The sequence below is a fragment of the Streptomyces sp. NPDC006602 genome (assembly GCF_042870385.1).
GTDB lineage: Bacteria > Actinomycetota > Actinomycetes > Streptomycetales > Streptomycetaceae > Streptomyces.
Window position 1 is genome coordinate 44,219 of record NZ_JBIAHG010000028.1, and the last position, 20,246, is coordinate 64,464.

Annotated in this window: 16 protein-coding genes and 2 pseudogenes; 9 read left to right on the forward strand and 9 right to left on the reverse strand. The window is 69.5% G+C overall.

Going from position 1 to position 20,246, the window contains the following annotated elements; translation table 11 throughout:
• Positions 1-207: 207 nt before the first annotated feature.
• The 6 genes from ACFYO2_RS39185 to ACFYO2_RS39210 form a co-directional block, all read right to left on the reverse strand.
• Positions 208-348, reverse strand: coding sequence for a hypothetical protein (locus tag ACFYO2_RS39185; protein WP_388359331.1), 141 nt, complete (start codon positions 346-348; stop codon positions 208-210).
• Positions 349-383: 35 nt separating this feature from the next.
• A complete protein-coding gene (locus tag ACFYO2_RS39190; RefSeq protein WP_388359334.1) occupies positions 384-590 on the reverse strand; it encodes a hypothetical protein in 207 nt (68 codons plus the stop codon).
• A 114-nt stretch (positions 591-704) separates the two neighbouring features.
• A complete protein-coding gene (locus ACFYO2_RS39195) occupies positions 705-1,097 on the reverse strand; it encodes a hypothetical protein (protein ID WP_388359337.1) in 393 nt (130 codons plus the stop codon).
• Positions 1,094-1,276: a hypothetical protein gene (locus ACFYO2_RS39200; protein ID WP_388359338.1), complete on the reverse strand. Its 183-nt coding sequence runs from the start codon at positions 1,274-1,276 to the stop codon at positions 1,094-1,096. The genes ACFYO2_RS39195 and ACFYO2_RS39200 overlap by 4 nt, the downstream gene beginning before the upstream one ends.
• Positions 1,276-2,172 carry a hypothetical protein gene (locus ACFYO2_RS39205; protein ID WP_388359341.1) on the reverse strand — a complete coding sequence of 299 codons (897 nt, stop codon included), beginning with the start codon at positions 2,170-2,172 and terminating at the stop codon, positions 1,276-1,278. Before ACFYO2_RS39205 ends, ACFYO2_RS39200 begins: the two co-directional genes overlap by 1 nt.
• A 195-nt stretch (positions 2,173-2,367) precedes the next feature.
• Positions 2,368-3,798 (reverse strand): DnaB-like helicase C-terminal domain-containing protein, encoded by a 1,431-nt coding sequence (locus ACFYO2_RS39210; RefSeq protein ID WP_388359342.1) that lies wholly within the window; start codon positions 3,796-3,798, stop codon positions 2,368-2,370.
• 260 nt (positions 3,799-4,058) lie between these two features.
• Between ACFYO2_RS39210 and ACFYO2_RS39215 the strand changes: the two are divergent.
• Positions 4,059-4,226, forward strand: a pseudogene (locus tag ACFYO2_RS39215) (hypothetical protein); the annotation flags it as partial.
• On the opposite strand, the gene ACFYO2_RS39220 reads toward ACFYO2_RS39215, so the two are convergent.
• The 3 genes from ACFYO2_RS39220 to ACFYO2_RS39230 all read right to left on the reverse strand — a co-directional run bounded on the left by ACFYO2_RS39220 (position 4,162) and on the right by ACFYO2_RS39230 (position 8,474).
• Entirely contained in the window at positions 4,162-4,932 is a 771-nt protein-coding gene (locus tag ACFYO2_RS39220; RefSeq protein ID WP_388359344.1) for an IS5 family transposase, read from the reverse strand. The pseudogene ACFYO2_RS39215 and the gene ACFYO2_RS39220 sit on opposite strands and share 65 nt — an antisense overlap.
• A 130-nt stretch (positions 4,933-5,062) precedes the next feature.
• Positions 5,063-7,120 (reverse strand): RICIN domain-containing protein, encoded by a 2,058-nt coding sequence (locus ACFYO2_RS39225; RefSeq protein ID WP_388359347.1) that lies wholly within the window; start codon positions 7,118-7,120, stop codon positions 5,063-5,065.
• Positions 7,121-7,430: 310 nt separating this feature from the next.
• A complete protein-coding gene (locus tag ACFYO2_RS39230; RefSeq protein WP_388359350.1) occupies positions 7,431-8,474 on the reverse strand; it encodes a LacI family DNA-binding transcriptional regulator in 1,044 nt (347 codons plus the stop codon).
• A 315-nt stretch (positions 8,475-8,789) separates the two neighbouring features.
• Between ACFYO2_RS39230 and ACFYO2_RS39235 the strand changes: the two are divergent.
• The 8 genes and pseudogenes from ACFYO2_RS39235 to ACFYO2_RS39270 form a co-directional block, all read left to right on the forward strand.
• Positions 8,790-8,884: pseudogene (locus ACFYO2_RS39235) on the forward strand (carbohydrate ABC transporter permease); the annotation flags it as partial.
• A 55-nt stretch (positions 8,885-8,939) separates the two neighbouring features.
• On the forward strand, positions 8,940-10,958 hold the full coding sequence (locus ACFYO2_RS39240; protein WP_388359353.1) for a beta-galactosidase: 2,019 nt from the start codon (positions 8,940-8,942) through the stop codon (positions 10,956-10,958).
• Positions 10,959-11,562: 604 nt separating this feature from the next.
• Positions 11,563-12,690 carry a LacI family DNA-binding transcriptional regulator gene (locus ACFYO2_RS39245; RefSeq protein WP_388359356.1) on the forward strand — a complete coding sequence of 376 codons (1,128 nt, stop codon included), beginning with the start codon at positions 11,563-11,565 and terminating at the stop codon, positions 12,688-12,690.
• 301 nt (positions 12,691-12,991) lie between these two features.
• Positions 12,992-14,374 (forward strand): ABC transporter substrate-binding protein, encoded by a 1,383-nt coding sequence (locus tag ACFYO2_RS39250; RefSeq protein WP_388359358.1) that lies wholly within the window; start codon positions 12,992-12,994, stop codon positions 14,372-14,374.
• Position 14,375: 1 nt separating this feature from the next.
• Entirely contained in the window at positions 14,376-15,356 is a 981-nt protein-coding gene (locus ACFYO2_RS39255) for a carbohydrate ABC transporter permease (RefSeq protein ID WP_388359361.1), read from the forward strand.
• On the forward strand, positions 15,353-16,291 hold the full coding sequence (locus ACFYO2_RS39260; protein ID WP_388359363.1) for a carbohydrate ABC transporter permease: 939 nt from the start codon (positions 15,353-15,355) through the stop codon (positions 16,289-16,291). Before ACFYO2_RS39255 ends, ACFYO2_RS39260 begins: the two co-directional genes overlap by 4 nt.
• 90 nt (positions 16,292-16,381) lie before the next feature.
• A complete protein-coding gene (locus tag ACFYO2_RS39265; RefSeq protein WP_388359366.1) occupies positions 16,382-17,359 on the forward strand; it encodes an alpha/beta hydrolase in 978 nt (325 codons plus the stop codon).
• Positions 17,360-17,774: 415 nt separating this feature from the next.
• Positions 17,775-20,186 (forward strand): glycoside hydrolase family 44 protein, encoded by a 2,412-nt coding sequence (locus tag ACFYO2_RS39270; protein WP_388359369.1) that lies wholly within the window; start codon positions 17,775-17,777, stop codon positions 20,184-20,186.
• Positions 20,187-20,246 lie beyond the last annotated feature (60 nt).

Here is a 20,246-nt window from a genome sequence, read left to right on the forward strand (position 1 = left end):
CCTTGGAAACGCTGGGCGGTGAGCGTGTTGTTCAGGGCGGCGGGGATCGCGGTGCTTCCGACGTTCAGTGTGGTCGGAGTGCTGCCCTCTGCTGTGTGATGTCGCGTGTCGGGTCTTCGTTTCGTGGCCGCCCGTCGAAGTGTGGTTGTCGCGGGCAGCCCGGGTGCGGCCGACCCGCGCCATGAGCAGGCCAGCCGCCGGGGGGTGCTACAGCCCCAGGTGCTTGCCGAAGAACTGGGCGAGTTCCGCGTCGCCGGCTCCTGCCGCCCGCGCCGCGGCGAACACGATCGCCGCGGAACTGGTGAGCCCGACCAGCACCGCGATCAGACCGGCTGCGACCGCGGACACCGGTGCGACACGAAGAAGGCGCCGAGCGCTGGACTTCATCGGCCGCTGCCTTCACTGGCCCAGCCCCGGCTGGGTCCGCCGGCCTGGGCTGTATAGCTGTCCACTGGCGCTCGATCCGGTCCGGCCAGCCGATCCGTGATCTCCTCAGCCGTCAGCACCAGCGCGAAGCCCTTGCGGAGTACCGCGAGTTCGGGTTCCTGGCGGGATTCGTCGTCGGTGGCCGTGACGTCCGCGCCGAACACGACCCGGTACCCGCGCTCGTGGTGAAAGGCGAGGGCAGCGTGGGCGCCCGTGGTTGGGCAGGCACCGAACAGCCTGCGGCTCCCGCCGGACGTTCGGCTGCTTCGTGTGTGCGGCTACCTGAGTTCAACGGAGTAGTTGCTTCCGTCGAACGTCCATCCGTCGGTGCCTTCGCCGATGTCCTGCACGATGACGTCGTCGATGAAGTGGTCCTCGAAGTCGTCGTCGGTGAGCTCGCCGGCCATCCAGAGTTCCTCGATGGCGTCCCAGTCACCTTGGCGGCCGTCGATCCGCAGGGGCGCGGCGGCGCGTGTTCCGCGCTCGCGCCGGTCGCGGCCGGTGGTGACGTAGCCGCTGATCTCGTACTGGCCGTTCTTGACGTGGTCGGGGATCCGGTCGGCGGGGACGATGGCGACGTTCTCGTAGGCGGTGTGGATGAGGTCGCGGTAGCTGCGGCGGACGTTGTACTCGGGGTCGGACAGCCAGTTGAGAAGGGTCTTGGCAGTCACGTCGAGTCCGGCCTCTTCCAGGGCCTGTAGCCGCGGTGGGTTCCGGTGAGCTGACTGAGCTGGGCGTGCCAGTGCTTGGCGTTGTAGGACGACAGCCGGTGTCGGGGAGTGACCTGGGAGCGCAGGAGGTCGTTGAGGGCGGCGCCCAGGGATCCTCCGTGGCCGGTGGGACCGGCCATCAGTCGTCACCCTCGGGGATGACCTCGCCGGGCTGGATGAACTTGGCCTTGACCTCGCCGAATCCGGTCCCGATCCGGTACGTGTCCGGGGGCGTGCCGGGCGGCGTCCAGAAGAGGGCCGCGTCGACGTTGCGCAGGGCGATGAGCGTGTGGCCTTCCTGGACGGCCTTGAAGGCGACGGTCCAGTGGCGGACGGAGGCCTCGGCGACCATGCTCATGCGCCAGTCCGGCCGCCAGAACGGGGACTTCTGTTCCTTGCGCTTGGGCCACAGCAGACGCAGCGCGATCGACAGCCGGGTCTTGTACGCCTTGTACGGGTCGCCGCCGGCCTGGACGAGTTCGATGCGCGCCTGGCGGGCCGCGGTGTAGAAGGGCTTGAACAGGGACTCGTTGGCCTTCCCGGTCCAGGAGTCGTGGATGGCCGGCATCGCGGCGAGGTGGCGTTCGCGGACGAGCTTTTCCAGCTGCTTGATGTGCGGGGTGGTGACCCACACTCGGCCCTGCTCGTCGGGCCGGTCGATGATCTGCCCGAGCGGGTGTGGCATGTCCGTGCGGGTCCAGTGGGGGATGTCGATGAGGTAGATACCGGCGCTGGCCTTGTCGAATGCCTCAAGGGGTCCGGTGTGCAGCAGCGTGTTCGGCGCGAGAGGAACGGCCGAACACGCGGAGGGGTAGCTGCCGTTGCGGTCGATCAGGCACAGCACGCCCTCGCCGAACGAGTCGGGCACATCGAGCTGGTCGCGCCGGACCCGCTTGCCGTTGTCCCGGATGAAGGGCACGCGGGTGCTGGTGACGTCGGGGTGGACCCAGCGCGGTTCGCCGTCCATGTGCTCGGTGATCAGCGGCCATGGTCCGCTCTCCCGCTCCTCGAGGCGGATGACCTTGATCGGGTGCATCTTTGAGCGGCCGACCGCGTCCTTGAGGAGTTTCAGCGCGGGGAAGGGCGCGCCTTCCGGCTCGTCCTCCTCGTCCCCCGGCTGAAGTTCCTCTTCTGCTTCTGCATCGTCTTCGTCGCCCGGGACGTGTCCGCTGTCCGCGGCGGACTGGACAGCGGCGGGCTGTCCGGGGGTGTTGGCGGAAACGGCGGTGTTTTAGGCGTTCAGCGCGGCGGCGAGGCAGCGCCCCTCGGCGGTATCCGGCAGTTGCTGCGGGGCCGCAGCCGCCTGGGCCAGGGACGGTCCGAGGTCGGCAAGGGCTTCCTGGTCGCCGCCTGCCAGCACGGTGCGCAGGGCGGCCAGCACATGCGTGACGGAGGCCGGCAGCCCCTGCCGGGCGCCCGAGGTGTAGGGCAGCGCGGCCTCGGCCAACTCCCGCTCCACGGCACTGCCCACACTCCCCTGCGCGGGTCCTTCGCCGTCTGCACGGGCAGCGGGGGCAGTTGTGGCGTCAAGGAAGCGGGCGTGCAGCAGATCGGGACGCAGGTATGCCGAGCCGATCGCGCCGAAGTCCCGCTCCGCGACCGTCACCTGGACCGTGGAGGGATCCTCGGTCGGCGTGAGCGTCAGCAGGACGTCGGCGTCCAGCAGGCCCAGGAGCGTGGGGTCGGTGCTGTCCACGATGGCGAGGACCGGCACGTGCAGGGTGCGCGCGAGGGAGGCCAGGATTTGGGAGGCGCCCGGGAGACGGTCGCCGGAGAGGGGGAGGCGGGGGTTGTGGGCGGCCTGGAGCCGGTCCACGACCACCAGGGCCAAGTCCTGGACGTACGGGGCGGTCTCTGCGATCGCCTCGGCGGTCAGTTCGCTGCCGTCGTCGATCAGTAGCGGCGCCTGGACCAACTCCCGGGCCACTTGCTGCTCGTGCTCGGTGAGGCGGCCCTGCTTCAGGCGCGGGTAGTCGCCCCCGGTCTGCGCGGAGATGATCCGGCGCATGATGTCGGCCTGGTTCGGCCCCGACGCCGCGTACAGGACCCGGTGATTGTCAACGAGGGCGGTCTGCCGCGCGGCAGCCAGACCCAGCAGGCTTCCGCCGACGTTCGGGGCGGCCGCCACCAGCGTGAGCCGCCCGGACTGCAGTCCGCCGGTCGCGGCGTCCAGGCCGGGCAGCCCGAAGGTGGGGCCGGCGATGGGACCGGAGGCGAGCACGGCACCGATGGCGTCGCCCAGCGTGGCGAGCCTGCGCGGTGCGCTGCCGCTGTCCTGATCGGTTGGGCTGTTCACCGCACCTCCTGCGGTCACCGCGCCAGGGTGCGCGGCCGTGTCGGACGAGGGAGCGCCTGACGTGGCGTCGACGGGAAGCAGCACCGCGACCGGGGTACGGCCCCGCCGGAGCACCTGCGGCTGCCCCTGGGCGGCCAGCGTGATGAGGTCACCGAAGTCCTTCTGCGCCGCACTCAGCGCGTGGGACGGGAACGCATCGGCCTTCCGGGCTGCCGGAAGCCGGTCCAGCGGCGCCAGCAGCACACGCTCCCGATGCTTGTGGATCAGCGCGGTACGCCCTTCCCGCTCGGCGCGCTTCACCAGGGCGAAGAGATCATTCCGTGCCTCGGTCGCGTTCACCACGACCTCTTCGTGCGGCTGACTCACTCACCCTCCTACGGCACTCAACTAACCATCACGATACCAGAATTCACCCATTCACTTGACTCTAGTAACACCTTATCTAGCGATATTCACTCACTCGTGAGGCTGTTCGGTACGCGTTGACGGCTTGAGACAGTCACGGCCGGAACCGACGGGCAGACGCCACGACAAGACGAAGGCCGGGGCCATCACCTGACCCCGGCCCGGGCACGGCTGGCACACCCTGATCGAGCGCGGCCTCCTCCACGGCCGCATCCGCTACGAAGGCGCTGTTCGAGCGGTTCCTGAGCGAGCGCCGTACGTCGCTGCCGGACATCGACCTCGATGTGGAGTCGGAGCGGCGCCTGGAGGTGTACGACGCGATCATCAAGCGGTTGCCTCCGACGACGCGGGCAGCCGCGCGTAGTCGCGCGCGAGGCGCCGGGAGCGGGTGAGCCAGGCGAAGGTCCGCTCGACGATCCAACGCTTGGGCAGCACGACGAAGCCTTTGTGGCCGTCGCTGCGGCGGATGACGGTCAATATCAGGTTCAAGGCGGTCGCGCACCAGCCCACCAGCATGCCGGTGTATCCGCTGTCCGCCCACACGCGCCTGAGCCGGTGATGCCGTGTGGCGGCCTGGGCCAGGAGGTCCTGGGCGGCGTCCCGGTCCCCCGTCGAGGCGGGGGTGACCATGACCGCCAGGATCAGGCCGAGGGTGTCCACCACGATGTGCCGCTTACGGCCCTTGATCTTCTTCCCGCCGTCGTAGCCGCTGGTCGCGGCCTCGACGGTGGACGTGCCTTTCGCGGACTGCGAGTCGATCACCCCTGCCGTCGCCTCCGCATCCCGGCCCTCGGCTTCGCGGGTCGCGGCGCGGAGCCGGTCGTGGAACTCGCCGGTCAGCCCCTGCTTCCGCCAGCGGGTGAAGAACCGGTGCACCGCCTTCCACGGCGGGTAATCGGCAGGCAGCGCGGGCCACTTCACGCCGTTGTCCACCACGTACCGGATCGCATCGAGTATGTCCCGGTGGCAGTACTCCTCCGGCCGGCCGCCCCGACCCTCGGCCCACGCCGGTACCGGGATCATTTCGCGGACCGCGGCCCACTCCGCGTCCCTCATGTCGGTCGGATAGCAGTGCCCGCCGCTCGGATTGTCCACGGCATTGCCGTACTTGTGGGCGAAGCAGTCACACTCCCGCGTGTCCGGACCTCCATCGGTTCAGCAACGGGCGCCCGCCCCTCGCAGCAAGGGGTGGGCGCACTGGGATGGGCGGAGGATTCTTAGCGTGTCAGTTGACCCGGACGATGTTCCAGAGTTGGTCGTCGACGGTGACGTTGTTCCACTGGATGACGGATGCGCCGTTCGTGGTGGAGGACTGGGCGACGCCGGCCACCAGGCCGCTGCCCGCGTTGACGAGTTTGTAGTAGCCGCCGCCCGCGTCCGTCAGGGTCCACTTCTGGGAGCTGGCGGTGGAGGACGTGTTCTGGACGACGGCCGCGCCCGGCGAAGTCGAAGCGTTGCTGATGTCCAGGTTCAGGCCGCTGTTGACGTTCTTCACGGTCCACGCCCCGCCACTCTGGGACTGGAAGGTCCACAGTTGGCAGGCGGAGGCGGAGACCTGCCACTGGTCGGTGGCCGTGCCCACGGTGGTGGAGGCGCCCGGGATCTCCAGGTACTTGCCGCTGTTCTTGTTGACCAGGAAGTACTGGCCGCTGGACAGGTTCGGCAGGGCGGTCTGGGTGAGGTTCCATCGCTGGCAGGCGCAGCTGGTGTTGACCCATTGCCCGGCGGCGGTGCCCACGGTGGTGGAGGCGTTGGGGATCTCGAGGTACTTGCCGGTGAGCCGGTTGAGGAAGGTGAAGCCACCTGCCGGGCTGGGGGCGACGGCCCACTCGTGGTCGAGGGTGCCGTTGTCGTCCCACTGCAGGACGTTGGCGCCGTTGGCGGTGGACTGGTTGGCGACGCCCAGGACCTTGCCGCTGGCCACGTTGAAGATTTTGAAGTAGCCGGACGTCTGCTGGACGAACCGCCACTTCTGGTCGCTCGCGTTGTCGGCGTTCTGCTGGGTGGCGTTGGTGCCGTTGGTGGTGGTGCCGCCCACGATGGTGAGCTTGAGGTTGCTGCCCGCGTTGGACGCGGTGTAGGTGGCGCCGTCGGAGATGCCGCCGCCCAGGTCGATGGTGCCGTAGGTGACGGGGTTGAGGCCGGTGCTGGTGAGCCGGCCGCCGCTGAGCACCAGCAGGCTGTGGCCGTCCGGCAGCGGGACCATCCCGCGGCTGTATCCGCCGGGGACCTGGGAGCCGATGTGCGTCCAGGTGTTGGCAGCTCCGTTCTGCGTGTTCAGGAAAAGGTCGTCGCTGCTGTGGGCGCTGACCACCAGGGTGCCGTTGGCGCCGCCGGTGGGCAGCCAGGTGATGTAGGGCGAGCTGGTGGGGACGGTCCCGTCGGTCGCCTTCAGCGGGATGGCGGCGGCGGACCCGAACGCCTCCGGGTCGGAGGAGATCTTGTAGTACACCGCGAAGTCGCCCTCGGGCGCACCGCCGTACTCGTACGTCATGACGTACTTGCCGTTGGGGAGTTTCGCGACGGTCGGCATGCCGGGGCGGCTGCTGTACTCGGGCACCGCGGCGTCGTCGACGACCGGGCCCCAGTTGACGCCGTCCGTGGTGACCTGGTGTACGACCTTCTGGCCGTGGGCGGGGTCGCGCTGGTCGGAGTAGTAGGCGATCAGCTTGTTGCCGGAGACCAGCAGGAACGGTTCCCATACGGGAGTGTGGCCGTTACTGCTCTGCGCCTCGCCGCCGGTGGCGATGTTGCTGACGAAGCTCCAGGTCACACCGTGGTCGGTGCTGGCGTACATGTCGATCCTGATCGCGGATCGGTCGCTGGGGACGGAGGCACCCGCGGCCATGATGGTCCCGGCCGGGTAGTTGCCGATCGCGGTGGGCAGTTCGTACAGCTCCGGTTCCCAGCGCATGCCCCAGCCGTTCTGGGTGTCGACGACGTCGGAGACCTTGGTCCAGCTGTTGCCGTTGTCGGTGCTGCGGTAGATCGGGAAGACGGGGGTGCCCGACGTGTACTGCTCGAACGTGGCGAGGATCGTGCCGTTGGACGAGCCGCTGTGCTGCAGACGCAGGCCCCTGGGGTAGAGCGACCCGGGCGAGGGCGCGCCGGACGGCGGGGTGTACAGGGTCTGCGACGGGCGCGAGATGGCGTGCGCCTCGCCCGCGGCGGGAAGGACGATCCCGCCGACGGCTGCGACCAGGGCCAGCAGCAGAAGCATGAGGGGGACGGGGTGGGAACGCGGAGCGGCGCGGTGTCTGGCGCCTGTCTGCGTGGGGGACATGTGCGGCTCCAAGCTGAGGGAACGAGGTGCTGTGAATTGCCCGCCGCTCAGGGGATCGGCTCAGCGTGAAGCGGCGGGTGGCAGGGGGAGCAGCGTCGACCGGTTGGGGCGTAGCCGGTGGACGGTCCGGGAGAGGGGCCGGCAGGCTTGCTGACGGCCGTGTTGGTGGCAGGGATCGGTGCCGGCGCACGAGCGGATGGCCTGCGGTTGCGCCGGTTGGTGCCCGGCTTCCTCACAGAAGGCCTCTGCGCACCTCACCGAGGTGGATGACCCGGAGCCGTGGTGGTGCTCCGATGATGCGGTGCGTCCCTCAGTGGCGGATGGCCGGCGGGGGCGCGGTCGACGAGCGCACGACGAGTTCTACCGGCGGCGCGCTCGCAGGCGGCAGGTCCGTGCCCGGCCTCTCGATGGCGTGCACGAGAAGGCGGATGCCTTCCCGGGCCGCGGCCTCGAAGGGCTGGCGCACAGTGGTCAGGGGAGGAGAGACGTAGGCGAAGACGGGGTTGCCGTCGAAGCCGACGACGCTGATGTCCTCCGGCACGCGACGTCCGGCTTCCCGCAGGGCGTGGATGAGGCCGATGGCCATCTCGTCGCCCGCCGCGAAGATGGCGGTAACCGACCTGTCCGAGGCCAGCGATCGGCCCACGGCATGGCCGGAGGCGGCCGACCAGTCGCCGTTGAGCACCGGCGGCTCGTGCGCGCCCCGCGCCGCGAGTGCCGCCCGCCATCCTTCGATGCGGTCCTTGGTGGCGTACCAGCGCCGCGGTCCGGCGAGGTGATGAACGGTCGGGTGTCCCAGATCCAGCAGATGCTCGGTGGCAGCCCGAGCCAGTGCGTGGGCGCCCACATCCATGGTCACTGTGCGGGTGGCGGTGAAGGCCGGCGGTGCCCCCAGGAAGAGGACCGGGACGTCGACGCGGACGCCGACGTCCCCTTCCACGATGGGTTCCGAGACGACGACGCCGTCCACCCCCTGCTCGAGCAGCGACTCCACGGCGCCGGCGATACCCTTCGGGTCGCCGTCCGGTGTGTTGACCACGCGGAGCGCGTAGCCCGCGTCGCGCACGGCCCGCTCGATGTGCACGAGCAGGGAAGCGGTTCCGTACCCGGCGGTGCCCAGGGCGACCACACCGATGGAGCCGGTACGCCCGGAGGCCAGTGTCCTGGCCGCCTGGTTCAGCCGGTAGCCGAGTTCCTCAGCGGCCGCGAGGACTCTTGTGCGGGCCTCTTCGGAGACATACGGCTCGTTGTTGAGGACCCGTGACACCGTCTTGCGCGAGACTCCGGCCAGGCGGGCCACGTCCGCACTGCGCGGCGCAGGCGAGTCCACATTCCGCCCCACCTCTGGTGTCATCACGTCTCCTGATGGCCGTATGCCTGCGTCGAACAAGGAAGCTTTGTGACCACGCGGTCTGACCGCGCGGTCATGTCTACGCATCCGCAGGACGCACGTCAAGAGATGTCACAGCACTTCTTCCCATTCCATGTGGGCCGACGGGAGGGCTTGACAGCGGCTCCCCGGCGCGTTCACTCTTCCTGGCATCCGCCGATCACAATTGTTTGATCGCGTTTGATTGCGGTCGCCTCGACGGCCGCTTCCCCTCATCACCCTCAGGGCCGACCGCCATTGCCCGAGGACGACTGCCCTGACAGGAGTCAAAATGCGCCCGCCGGCGCCCTGCTCACCGCGATCCCCACGTGATCGAGTACTTCGTCCAGCGCCAGTTCGTGAGGGGCCTCACGCTCGGCGCCAACAAGGGCTGAGCCCCCGTACCGCCAACTCCACCCCCGTACACCCACACCCTTCGGAGCACGACCAGTGAGCAGCAAGCACCACCTCCGCCTGCCAGGCATCGCCTATGGCGGGGACTACAACCCGGAGCAGTGGCCCGAGGAGGTCTGGGCCGAGGACATGCGCCTGATGCGCGAGGCGGGCGTGACCATGGTCAGCGTCGGGATCTTCTCCTGGGCACTGCTCGAACCCGCGGAGGGTGTCTACGACTTCACCCGCATGGACAAGATCCTCGCCATGCTCCAGGAGAACGGCATCGCCGCCGATCTCGCCACTCCCACCGCCGCTCCGCCCGCCTGGTTCTTCCAGGCGTACCCGGAGGCGCTGCCGGTGGACCGGGACGGCCGCACGCTCTCGTACGGCAGCCGCCAGACCTTCTGCCCGTCCAGCCCCGCCTACCGCAAGGCCGCCCTGCGGATCGCGGGCGCCCTGGCCGAGCGGTATGCCGACCACCCGGCCCTTGCCATGTGGCACGTGCACAACGAGTACGGCTGCCACAACGCCGCCTGCTACTGCGACATCAGCGCCGCGGCCTTCCGTACCTGGCTGCGCGCCCGCTACGCCGACGACATCGACGCTCTCAACCACGCCTGGGGCACCACCTTCTGGAGCCAGTGGTACTACTCCTGGGAGGAGGTCCTGCCGCCCCGCGCCACCGGCGCCGACCCCAACCCCGCCCACGGCCTCGACTGGCGGCGCTTCTGCTCCGACGAACTGCTGTCGCTGTGCACCGCCGAGCGCGAGGTCCTTCGCCGCGCCGCCCCGGACATTCCCGCCACCACCAACTTCATGGTGATGCGCAACTTCGACGCTCTGGACTACTGGCGCTGGGCACCCGAGCTGGACATCGTCTCCAACGACCACTACCTGATGTCCACCGACCCGGAATCCGAGATCGACATCGCGCTCAGCGGCGACTTGGTGCGCTCGCTGGCCGGCGGCCGCCCCTGGCTGCTGATGGAGCACTCCACCGGAGCCGTCAACTGGCAGCCCGTCAACCGCGCCAAGAAGTCCGGCGAGATGCGCCGCAACGCCCTCGCCCACGTCGCTCACGGCGCCGACGGCATCGCCTACTTCCAGTGGCGGGCCGCCAGAGCCGGCGCCGAGCAATGGCACTCCGCGATGCTGCCGCACGCCGGCACCGACAGCCAAATCTGGCAAGACGTCGTACAACTGGGGACCGATCTCAAGGCACTTGCCGAAGTACGGGGCAGCACCAGCCCCGCCCGCACCGCCATCGTCTGGGACTGGGACGCCCGCTGGGCCCTCGAACAGCCCTCCCAGCCCAGCGGCGCACCGCGCTTCCAGGACCTCGTACGGGACTGGTACGCGCCACTGTGGCGGGCAGGCGTCGCAGTTGACTTCGTACGCCCGGACGCCCCCGATCTGGACCGCTACCGGCTCCTCCTCGCCCCGTCCCTCTACCTGGTGGACGATGCGGGCGCGGCCAACCTCGCGGCGTTCACCGAGCGCGGCGGCACTCTGGCCGTCGGCTTCCACAGCGGCGCGGTCGACGAGAACTGCCACGTCCGCCTCGGCGGCTACCCCGGGGCCTTCCGAGACGTCCTCGGTGTGCGCACCGACGAACTGTTCCCGCTGCTGCCTGGCGAGAGGGTCGGCCTCACCGGCGAAGTACCGCCCGGCGCCACGGCCGACCTGTGGTCGGAACGTCTGCGGCTCGCCGGCGCAAAGGCCGTCGCCTCGTACGCCGAAGGGCCCCTGGCCGGAGTCCCGGCCGTCACCCGCCACCACCACGCCAACGGAACCGCCTGGTACCTGGCCACCAGGCCCGACCCCACCACCCTGACCGCTCTCATCGACCGCATCCGCCACGACGCGGGAATCCAACCGGAACGCGACGCACCGGCCGGGGTCGAGGTAGTCCGGCGCCGCGGCACCGACGCCGACTACCTGTTCCTGATCGACCACACCGGAAACGGCGCCCAGATCCCCGCCGAAGGCACAGAACTACTCACCGGCAAGCCGGTCTCCGGAACGGTCACCGTCTCCCCTGGAGGCATCGCGGTCGTCCGCGAGCCGCACTGACCGGTTCTTCCTGGGGGGCGCTCACGCATTCCACTGTCTGCCGCTGAGGTTGTCGCGAGGGCACGTCAAAGCTCCCAGACACTGTCCCGCCACTCGTTACTCCCGCCGGCTTCGGCGCGCCTGATGCCGCAGTGCGCTGCCTGCCAACTCGGCGGTCGCGCAGAGCCGCGAGCCTGGCGTCCAGGTCGGCTGGGCGGTTGTGCGGCAGCTCGGCGGGCGAGCCCACAGGTGTTGGTGAGCGCGGAGAAGACACTGTCTCGCGCTCGGATGTTCTCGGGGTCAGTGTGAGCCGACGACGTCGCAGGCCCGGCGGTATGGCATCTCAGGTACGTACTTCGCCATTGGTCCATGGCCGGATCCCGTGCCCGCCCGGGCGCACCGCACAAGTGACGCTTGGGAGGCGCGAACGTGCTGGTCAGAGGCAGTTTTGCGTCGGCGGTAGGGCTTCGCCTGACGTCTGAGTCCCCGGCTTCTCCCTGAGGGCACGAGGCTGAAAGAAACTGTGTGTACACCCTTGACGCGCGAACTCTGACTGCGTAAACAATGACCGCGCGGTCATACAGATGACCTCGAGAAATTCCGGCGTTCGGCCAGAGGAGACACCATGACACCAGTGGTAGGACAGGGCGGGAGCCCCTCCGCGCCGCGCAGTGCCGATGTCGCCCAACTGGCCGGCGTCTCACGCAAGACCGTGTCGAGAGTCCTCAACAACGAGCCCTACGTCTCCGACGACGTACGGCGACGCGTCATCGAAGCCGCCGAGGAACTCGGCTACCGGCTGAACAACGCGGCCCGCGCACTGGCTTCCGGACGAACACGTTCCATCGGTGTGGTCGCTCTCGGGACGGCCGGGTATGGAACCGCCTCACTGCTCGTGGCCATTGAGAAAGCCGTGCGGGACTCCGGTTACGCACTGCGAGTGGTCAACACACTGGACGGCGAACCGGACGACATCGCCGGCGCCGTGGATTCCCTCCTGGAGCAGGGCGTGGACGGCATCATCGTCTCCGAGCCCGTCGTCGAAGGAGAGGTGTCCGTCCGCGTCGACGTGCCGGTCCTCTTCCTCGGCGCACCACCGGCCTTCGGCGGCCCTCGAGCGGTGATCGCAGGGGTCGGCGCCGGTCTGCTGGCGCGGGCCGCAACGGACCACCTGCTCGATCTGGGACACCAGACTGTCCATCACCTCGCCGGACCGCTGCGCTGGTACGCCGCCATGGACCGTGTCGAGGGATGGCGAGCAGCACTGGTGGCACGGGGCAGGCATCAACCGCCCCTCGTCGAAGGCGACTGGTCGGCCGACTCCGGTTACCGAGCGGGCCGCGAACTGGCCGCCGACCCCGAGGTGAGCGCGGTCTTCGTCTCGGGCGACGACATGGCGATCGGGTTGATCCACGCCCTGACGGAAGCCGGTCGGCGCGTGCCCCACGACGTCAGCGTCATCGGCTTCGACGGCAACCCCGTTTTCGCCCACGTCACCCCACCCCTGACCACCGTGCGCCAGCCTTTAGACGCCGCAGCCAGAGACGGACTCAGGCTTCTCGTTCACGCCATCGAAAAGCCCGACACCCAGATGCCACCGGCGAGCGACCTACCGGTCGAACTCGTCGTCCGAGGCTCGACTGCACCCCCGCGTCCTGGAGGACCCCCGGGCGCGGGCGGCGCGCGGTCTTCCGCTTTCCCGACGGGACGCACGCACCCCCCGTCAGCGGACGGACCACCAACCACCAACTGATCACCTTTGACCGGCCCGGGCGGCACAACGCTCGCGGCCGAGCGGATGAGACCACCTCGGCTCACCACCACCTCTGAACCTCCACCACCGTGGACCACCCGCTGTGCGGCGCGCTCTTGACGCACGCCGGCAACAGCACGCGCGACGTGCACCAGAACATGGCGACCGCGATGCAGCGGTAGCGACCCTTGCGCCCCGCCTTCCCTTCGCCGGTTCTTCTCCTGCCTTCCCCTGCCTTTCCCTGCCGTGCGACGCGTCCTCATCAGACGTGCCGCCCCACAGCCCATCAATGGAGTTCACCATGCCCGGATCATTCGTTCCCGCGTCCGCCATGAACCGTCGGCTCTTCCTCACCGCGACGGGCGCGGTGTCGCTCGGCGCCGCCCTGTCCGCCTGCGGCGGCAGCAGCTCCGGCGGATCGTCCTCCGCCAAGCCGGTCAGCCAGGCCGACATCGACAAGGCGATGAAGACGCCCACCCAGCTGACGTTCTGGACCTGGGCCCAGAACATCGACCAGGAAATCGCGCTCTTCGAGAAGAAGTACCCGGCCATCAAGGTCAAGGTCGTCAACGCCGGCCAGGGCGTCGCCCAGTACACGAAACTGCGCACCGCGCTCAATGCCGGCACCGGCGCCCCGGACGTGGCGCACATCGAGTACCAGGAGATCCCGACGTTCACCCTCACCAACAGCCTGATGGACCTGAGTCCGTACGGCGCGTCGGCGCTGAAGGACAAGTTCGTCGACTGGACCTGGGCACAGGTCAGCGGACCCGCCGGCCAGGTCTGGGCGATGCCGCAGGACACCGGGCCGATGGGCATGCTGTACCGCAAGGACATCTTCGACAAGCACGGCATCCAAGTGCCGGGCACCTGGGACGAGTTCGCGGCAGCGGCGCGCAAGCTCCACAAGGCCGACCCGAGCGTCTACCTGACCAACCTCGCGCCGAACGAGCCCGCCGCCTGGCACGGCCTGATGTGGCAGGCAGGCGCCAAACCGTATGAGATCACCGGCAAGAGCACCGTCTCGATCAGCGTCGACGACGCGATCTCCAAGAAGCTCGCCGGTTACTGGGGCGGGCTTGCACAGGAGGGGGTCATCAGCACCGACCCGGACTTCGCCGACGCCTGGTACACCGGGTTCAACAAGGGCAAGTACGCCACCTGGCTCACCGCCGCCTGGGGCGCGGGCTTCCTGGCGGGTTCGGCCAAGGCCACCGCGGGCAAGTGGCGGGCGGCGCCACTGCCGCAGTGGGACGCCTCCAAGCCGAGCGCGGGGAACTGGGGCGGCTCGAGTATCGCGGTCATCAAGACGACCAAGAACGCGATCGCCGCGGCGCTGTTCGCCCAGTTCCTCAACAGCGACCCGGCGAGCACGAAGATGTTCGCCACCAAGCAGTTCCTCTTCCCGTCCGCCAAAGCCCTGCTCGCGGACCCGAGTGTCACTGGCGACACGAGCGCCTTCTACGGAGGCCAGAAGGCCACCCAGGTGTTCGTCGACGTCAGCGACACGGTCTCCCCCTCGTTCCAGTGGCCGCCGTTCCTCGACCAGGTGGCCACGGACTGGACCGAGACCGTCGGCAAGTCCTTCGCCCGCAAGTCCGACACCGTCGCCGCCCTCGGCAGCTGGCAGCAGCGCATCACGAAGTACGCCAAGAGCCAGGGCTTCACCGTCAAGGGAGCGTGAGATGGCCTCCCCCAAGCTCTCGACCGCGCTCGAACAGGGGGTACCCCCATCGACCGTGTCTCCCGCCCGCGAGTCACTGCGGGCAAGACCGGCGCGGCGCCGGCCCGGTGGCGGACGCGGCCACCGGGCCGCGGGACCGCTGTTCGTCGCACCGTTCCTGGTGCTGTTCCTGTCGCTCTTCCTCGCCCCGCTCGGCTACGCCGCCTACCTCAGCCTCTTCCAGCAACGTCTCGTCGGCGGAACGACCTTCGTCGGGCTCGGCAACTACGTCACCGCCCTGAAGGATCCGCTCCTTCTGCACGGGGTCGGGCGCGTCGCGGAGTTCTTCGTGATCCAGGTGCCGCTGATGCTGCTGCTGGCCCTGCTGTTCGCCCTCGCGCTCGACAGCGGCCTGCTGCGGCTGGCACGCGCGATCCGGATCGGCATCTTCATGCCGTACGCCGTGCCCGGTGTGGTCGCCACGCTCATGTGGGGGTACCTGTACGGGCCCGACTTCGGTCCCTTCGCCCAGCTGAGCCGGAGGCTGGACCTGCCGGCCCCGCACTTCCTCAGTGACGGCTGGATGCTCGGCAGCCTCGCGAACATCGTGACCTGGGAGTTCGTGGGCTACAACATGATCATCCTGTACGCGGCCCTGCGGACCATTCCCCAGGAGTTGTACGAGGCGGCCGCGGTCGACGGAGCAGGCGCCTGGCGGACCGCCTGGTCCATCAAGTTGCCCGCGCTGCGGCCCACGCTCCTGCTGGTCCTGCTGTTCTCCGTGATCGGCAGCTTCCAGCTGTTCAACGAACCGAGCCTGATGATGCGTATCGCGCCGGACGTCATCAGCAGTTCCTACACCGCGAACCTTTACGCCTACTCCCTCGCCTTCACCGGGCAGCAGCTCAACTACGCGGCCACGGTGTCCTTCCTCCTGGGCCTGGTCATCGTGATCGCCTCGTACGCCATCCTGCTCATCTCGAACCGAAGGAGGGCCGCATGACGACCACAACACCTGCGGCCACGATCGCCCCACCGGCGGACCGTGCTCCCACCGCACACCGGGAGCGGCGCAGGCCTTCGGCCCGGCGCCGCCGCAGCACCCCGCTGACGATCGCCATGCTGGCCGCCCTGGCCTACTTCCTGCTGCCGCTCTTCTGGCTGCTGGTCGCCTCAACCAAGAACACCCAGGACCTGTTCAACACCTTCGGCCTGTGGGTTTCCCATGCCCCGCAGCTACTGACGAACATCCGGGCGACCTTCACCCAGGACGACGGTGTCTTCGTGCACTGGCTGCTCAACACCATCGTGTACGCCGCCGTCAGCGCGCTCGGGGCGGCGATGCTCGCGGCGGCCGCCGGGTACGGCTTCGCCAAGTTCCGCTTCCGCGGCGACCGCGCCGCCTTCAATCTCGTACTCGGCGCCATCATGGTCCCGGCTACCGCACTGGCGATCCCGACCTATCTGCTGTTCGCCAAGGCAGGCCTGGTCAACACCCCCTGGGCCATCATCCTGCCCTCCCTCGTCAACCCCTTCGGCCTCTACCTCATGCGCGTCTACGCGGCCGACGCCGTCTCGGACAGCCTCCTGGAGGCCGCCCGCATCGACGGGGCCGGCGAGGCGCGGATCTTCTTCCGGATCGTCCTGCGGCTGCTGGCACCGGGCCTGGTGACGGTCCTGCTGTTCACCCTCGTCGCCACCTGGAACAACTACTTCCTGCCGCTGATCATGCTCAACGACCCGCGCCTGTACCCCATCACGGTCGGCCTCGCGTCCTGGGCAGCCCAGGCCCAGAACGGCGGAGCGGGCGCCAGCAGCGACATGCTCCCACTCGTCGTCACCGGCTCCCTGATCTCCATCGTGCCGCTCGTCGTCGCCTTCCTCCTGCTCCAGCGGTACTGGCAGAGCGGCCTGGCCACCGGAAGCGTCAAGCAATGACCCACGCGTACTCCTCCTCTTACCACTGGCGTTCGCGGAGCCGCTCGACCGCCGGCGGGCCCTGGCAGGTAGGGCGGCGGGTGACAGGTGATGAGTGACGATTCGACAGCACTGACGTTTCACCCGCTCCCGGGCGACGTGCCGCGCCCGGCTGCGGGCGCCCCGGCGGTGATCGTCATGCCGGGCGGCGGCTACACCTACCTCGCTCCGCACGAGGGGAAGCCCGCCGCGCAGTGGCTGGGGCGACTCGGGTTCGCCGCCTGGGTGCTGGAGTACCCGGTGGGGCCGCAGGACGTGCACCCCGCGCCGCTCAACTCCGCGCGGGCGGCGATGCGGCGGGCGCGCGCGGAGGCGCCGGGGCTCGGGGTCGACCCGGCGCGCATCGGCGTCCTCGGCTTCTCTGCGGGCGGCCACCTCGCCGCCCACCTCGCCGCCGGCCCGGACACGGCCGACGACGAGCGGCCCGCGTTCGCGGTGCTGTGCTACCCGGCGACGTCGTGGCACAGCTTCGGGCCCGCGGCCGGCGAATCGGGCACAGACCCGCTCATCGGCCCCGGCTCGACCCCCAGGAAGCGCCGCGCGGTCCCCATCGAGTTGATCGCCGTCCCGCAGACGCCGCCGACCTTCATCTGGCACTGCGCGGACGACGACATAGTCGGGGTTGACCATGCCCTGTCCCTGACCCAGCGCCTGGCCTCCATGGACATCCCGGTGGAGCTCCACGTCTTCCCCACCGGCGGCCACGGCGCCGGGCTGGCCGAGGGCATGACGCCCGCCGGCGCCTGGACGTCCCTCTGCGTGGCGACATCGGTCCGCCCGTTGACGACTTTGGAGACCATGGCCATCGAGGTCCCGGCCGGCTCGGCGATCTGTGCGAGCATCAGCGGTCCGGCGGCCGGGGCACCGGACAGCGAGCCTCGCCGGTCGTGTTCATGGACAAAGTCTGCGGCCGCCGGTCCGAACTTTTCGGAGCCGTCCTCCCGCCGCCCGCCGCACAGAGCCTCGTCCGCGACCTCGTCTCATCCCGGGCTGCACGGCTTCTTGACGCCCCTCATAAGTCGACCCTAGAGTCCCGGAGCAGAAATCATCACCCAGTGATGAGAAACGTTTCGGATCGGTGTGGTTCATACCTGGCCCGGCTCGACCGCGGGCCGCGCGGGATCCATGCCGATCGATCTTCGTACCGCTCCCGTCCGGCAAAAAAGAGGATCGGCGGACCCGTCCGGTGAGAAGTGGGAGCGCTCCCACTGCCGGTGCCCGTGATCACACAGCCGCGCGCCCGCGCGTGCACATCGCACCTCGCTGTCGCGCCGGGCCACGACGACCAAGCACGACCGCACCGCCGCACCACCGCGAGCCATCCCCCACGTCAGACCGTTCGGTGTTCGCTCCCGCTCGGTGCCATCACCGGGTACGTCGTCGCACGTCCACGTGCGCCGTGCGGCCAACGGGCGAGCACCGCATGGCCGTTGAGAAGGAGACCATGCGTACAGCACCGAGAGCCGCTCTCGCGACGCTGTCCCTGCTGGTGACCAGCGCCGGCCTGGCCGGTCCCGCGCAAGCGGGCGTGGCCCGGCCGGAAGCCGACCAGGCCGCCCGCGCCCGCGTGGTCGCCGCCACCGACGCCGCGGGTCCGGCGATCAGCGTGGACGCCACCACCGGACGGCATGCCATCGATCCACACATCTACGGCATGAACTTCGCCGACGAGGCGCTGGCCCAGGAACTGCGCCTGCCGCTCAGCCGCTGGGGCGGCAACGCCACGACGCGGTACAACTACAAACTCGACGCCTACAACGCGGGTTCCGACTGGTACTTCGAGAACCTGCACTACAACAACGACCCGGCGGCTCTGCCCGCCGGGTCCGAGGCCGACAAGTTCGTCGAACAGAACCGCAGGACCGGCAGCGACTCGGTGCTCACCGTGCCGCTGATCGGCCGGACGGCGGCGGCCCGCAACGACGCCTGCGGCTTCAGCATCGCCAAGTACGGTCCCCAGCAGGGCAGCGACGCCCAGTGGCGGCCCGACTGCGGCAACGGCAAGAAGCCCGACGGCACCGACATCACCGGGAACAACCCGGCAGATACCAGCATCCCCATCGGCGCGGACTTCACCAAGGGCTGGGTGCAGTACCTCGACGGCGCCCACGGCAAGGCCGGCAACGGCGGCGTGCGCTTCTACAACCTCGACAACGAACCCGACCTATGGCATGCCACCCACCGGGACGTGCACCCGACCGGCGCGAGCTACGACGAGATACGGGACAGCACCTACGCCACCGGCGCCGCCATCAAGGACGCCGACGCCGGCGCGCAGACCCTCGGCCCGGTCGGCTGGGGCTTCAACTCCCTGATCTACTCGGGCCTCGACCAGGACGTCTGCAGCAAGCAGGGCGGCAGCTGCTGGTCGGACCCGCCGGACCGGGCGGCGCACGGCGGTGTGCAGTTCGCCCCCTGGTACCTGCAGCAGATGAAGGCGTACGACCAGGCCCACGGCCGCCGGATCCTGGACTACTTCGACGAGCACATCTACCCGCAGCAGACGGGGGTGGCGCTGGCCGGCGCCGGTGACGCCGCGACCCAGGCGCTGCGGCTGCGCTCCACCAGGCAGCTGTGGGACCCGTCCTACGTCGACGAGAGCTGGATCAACCAGCCCATCCAGTTCATCCCCCGATTGCGCTCGCTGGTCGACCAGAACTACCCGGGTACCAAGCTGGCCGTCACCGAGTACAACTGGGGTGCGCTGGACCACATCAACGGCGCCCTGGCGCAGGCCGACGTCCTGGGCATCTTCGGACGCGAGGGCCTGGACCTGGCCACCTTGTGGTCACCGCCGAAGGCGACCGACCCCGGTGCCTACGCCTTCCGGATGTTCCTCAACTACGACGGCAGCGGCGGCACCTTCGGCGACACCGCCGTCAAGGCCGCCAGCGCCGACCAGGACACGCTCTCGGTCTACGCGGCCGAGCGCAGCTCCGACCACGCGACGACGGTCATGGTGATCAACAAGACCACCGGCGACCTGACCGCACCCGTCTCCGTCACCGGCCGCACAGCCCTCCCCGCCAACGCGCAGGTCTACCGCTACGGCCAGACCGACCTGACCAAGGTTCAGCACGCCGCCGACCAGCCGCTGTCGGGCGGTGCCTTCACCGGGAACTTCCCGGCGTACTCGATCACCGAGTACGTCATCCCGGCCGGTTCGACCGGCACCACGCCGCCTTCCGCCCCCGGCACCCCGGCGGCCTCCGCGGTCGGCGCCGACCGGGCCACCCTGACCTGGGCCGCCTCGACCGCCGGGTCCGCCCCGGTAGCGTCCTACGAGGTGTTCTCCGGCGACCCCGCCGGGTCCGCCCCGATCGCCACGGTGAACGCCCCGGCCACCACCGCCACGATCACCGGACTGAGCCCGGGCACCGCCTACGCCTTCCGGGTCGTAGCCAAGGACACCGCCGGCCGCAGCTCGCCGGCGTCGGCCCCGGTGACGCTGACCACCGCGAGCGCGCCCTCCACCGGCTGCACCGTCGGCTACAGCGTGAGCACCGACTGGGACAGCGGCTTCACCGGAAACATCAAGATCACCAACCAGGGCGCCCCGATCAACGGCTGGCAGCTCGGCTTCTCCTTTACCGGCAACCAGCAGATCACCCAGGGCTGGAACGGCACCTGGTCGCAGAACGCCGCGGCGGTCACCGTCAAAGACACCGGCTGGAACGCGGCCCTGCCCACCGGCGCCTCCACCACGATCGGTTTCAACGCCGCCTACAGCGGCGCCAACCCCGCACCGAAGAGCTTCACCCTCAACGGGAAAACCTGCGGAGTCGTATCCGGCACCGCGGCCGCGCGCGTCGTGACCGCCGTCGGGCACGCACCCGGCAGTCACGCCGTGCGCTGACACCCGGGGCGTCACCGCGGACCACTCGTTCAACCGGGTACGCCCCGCCGCAAAGCCCGC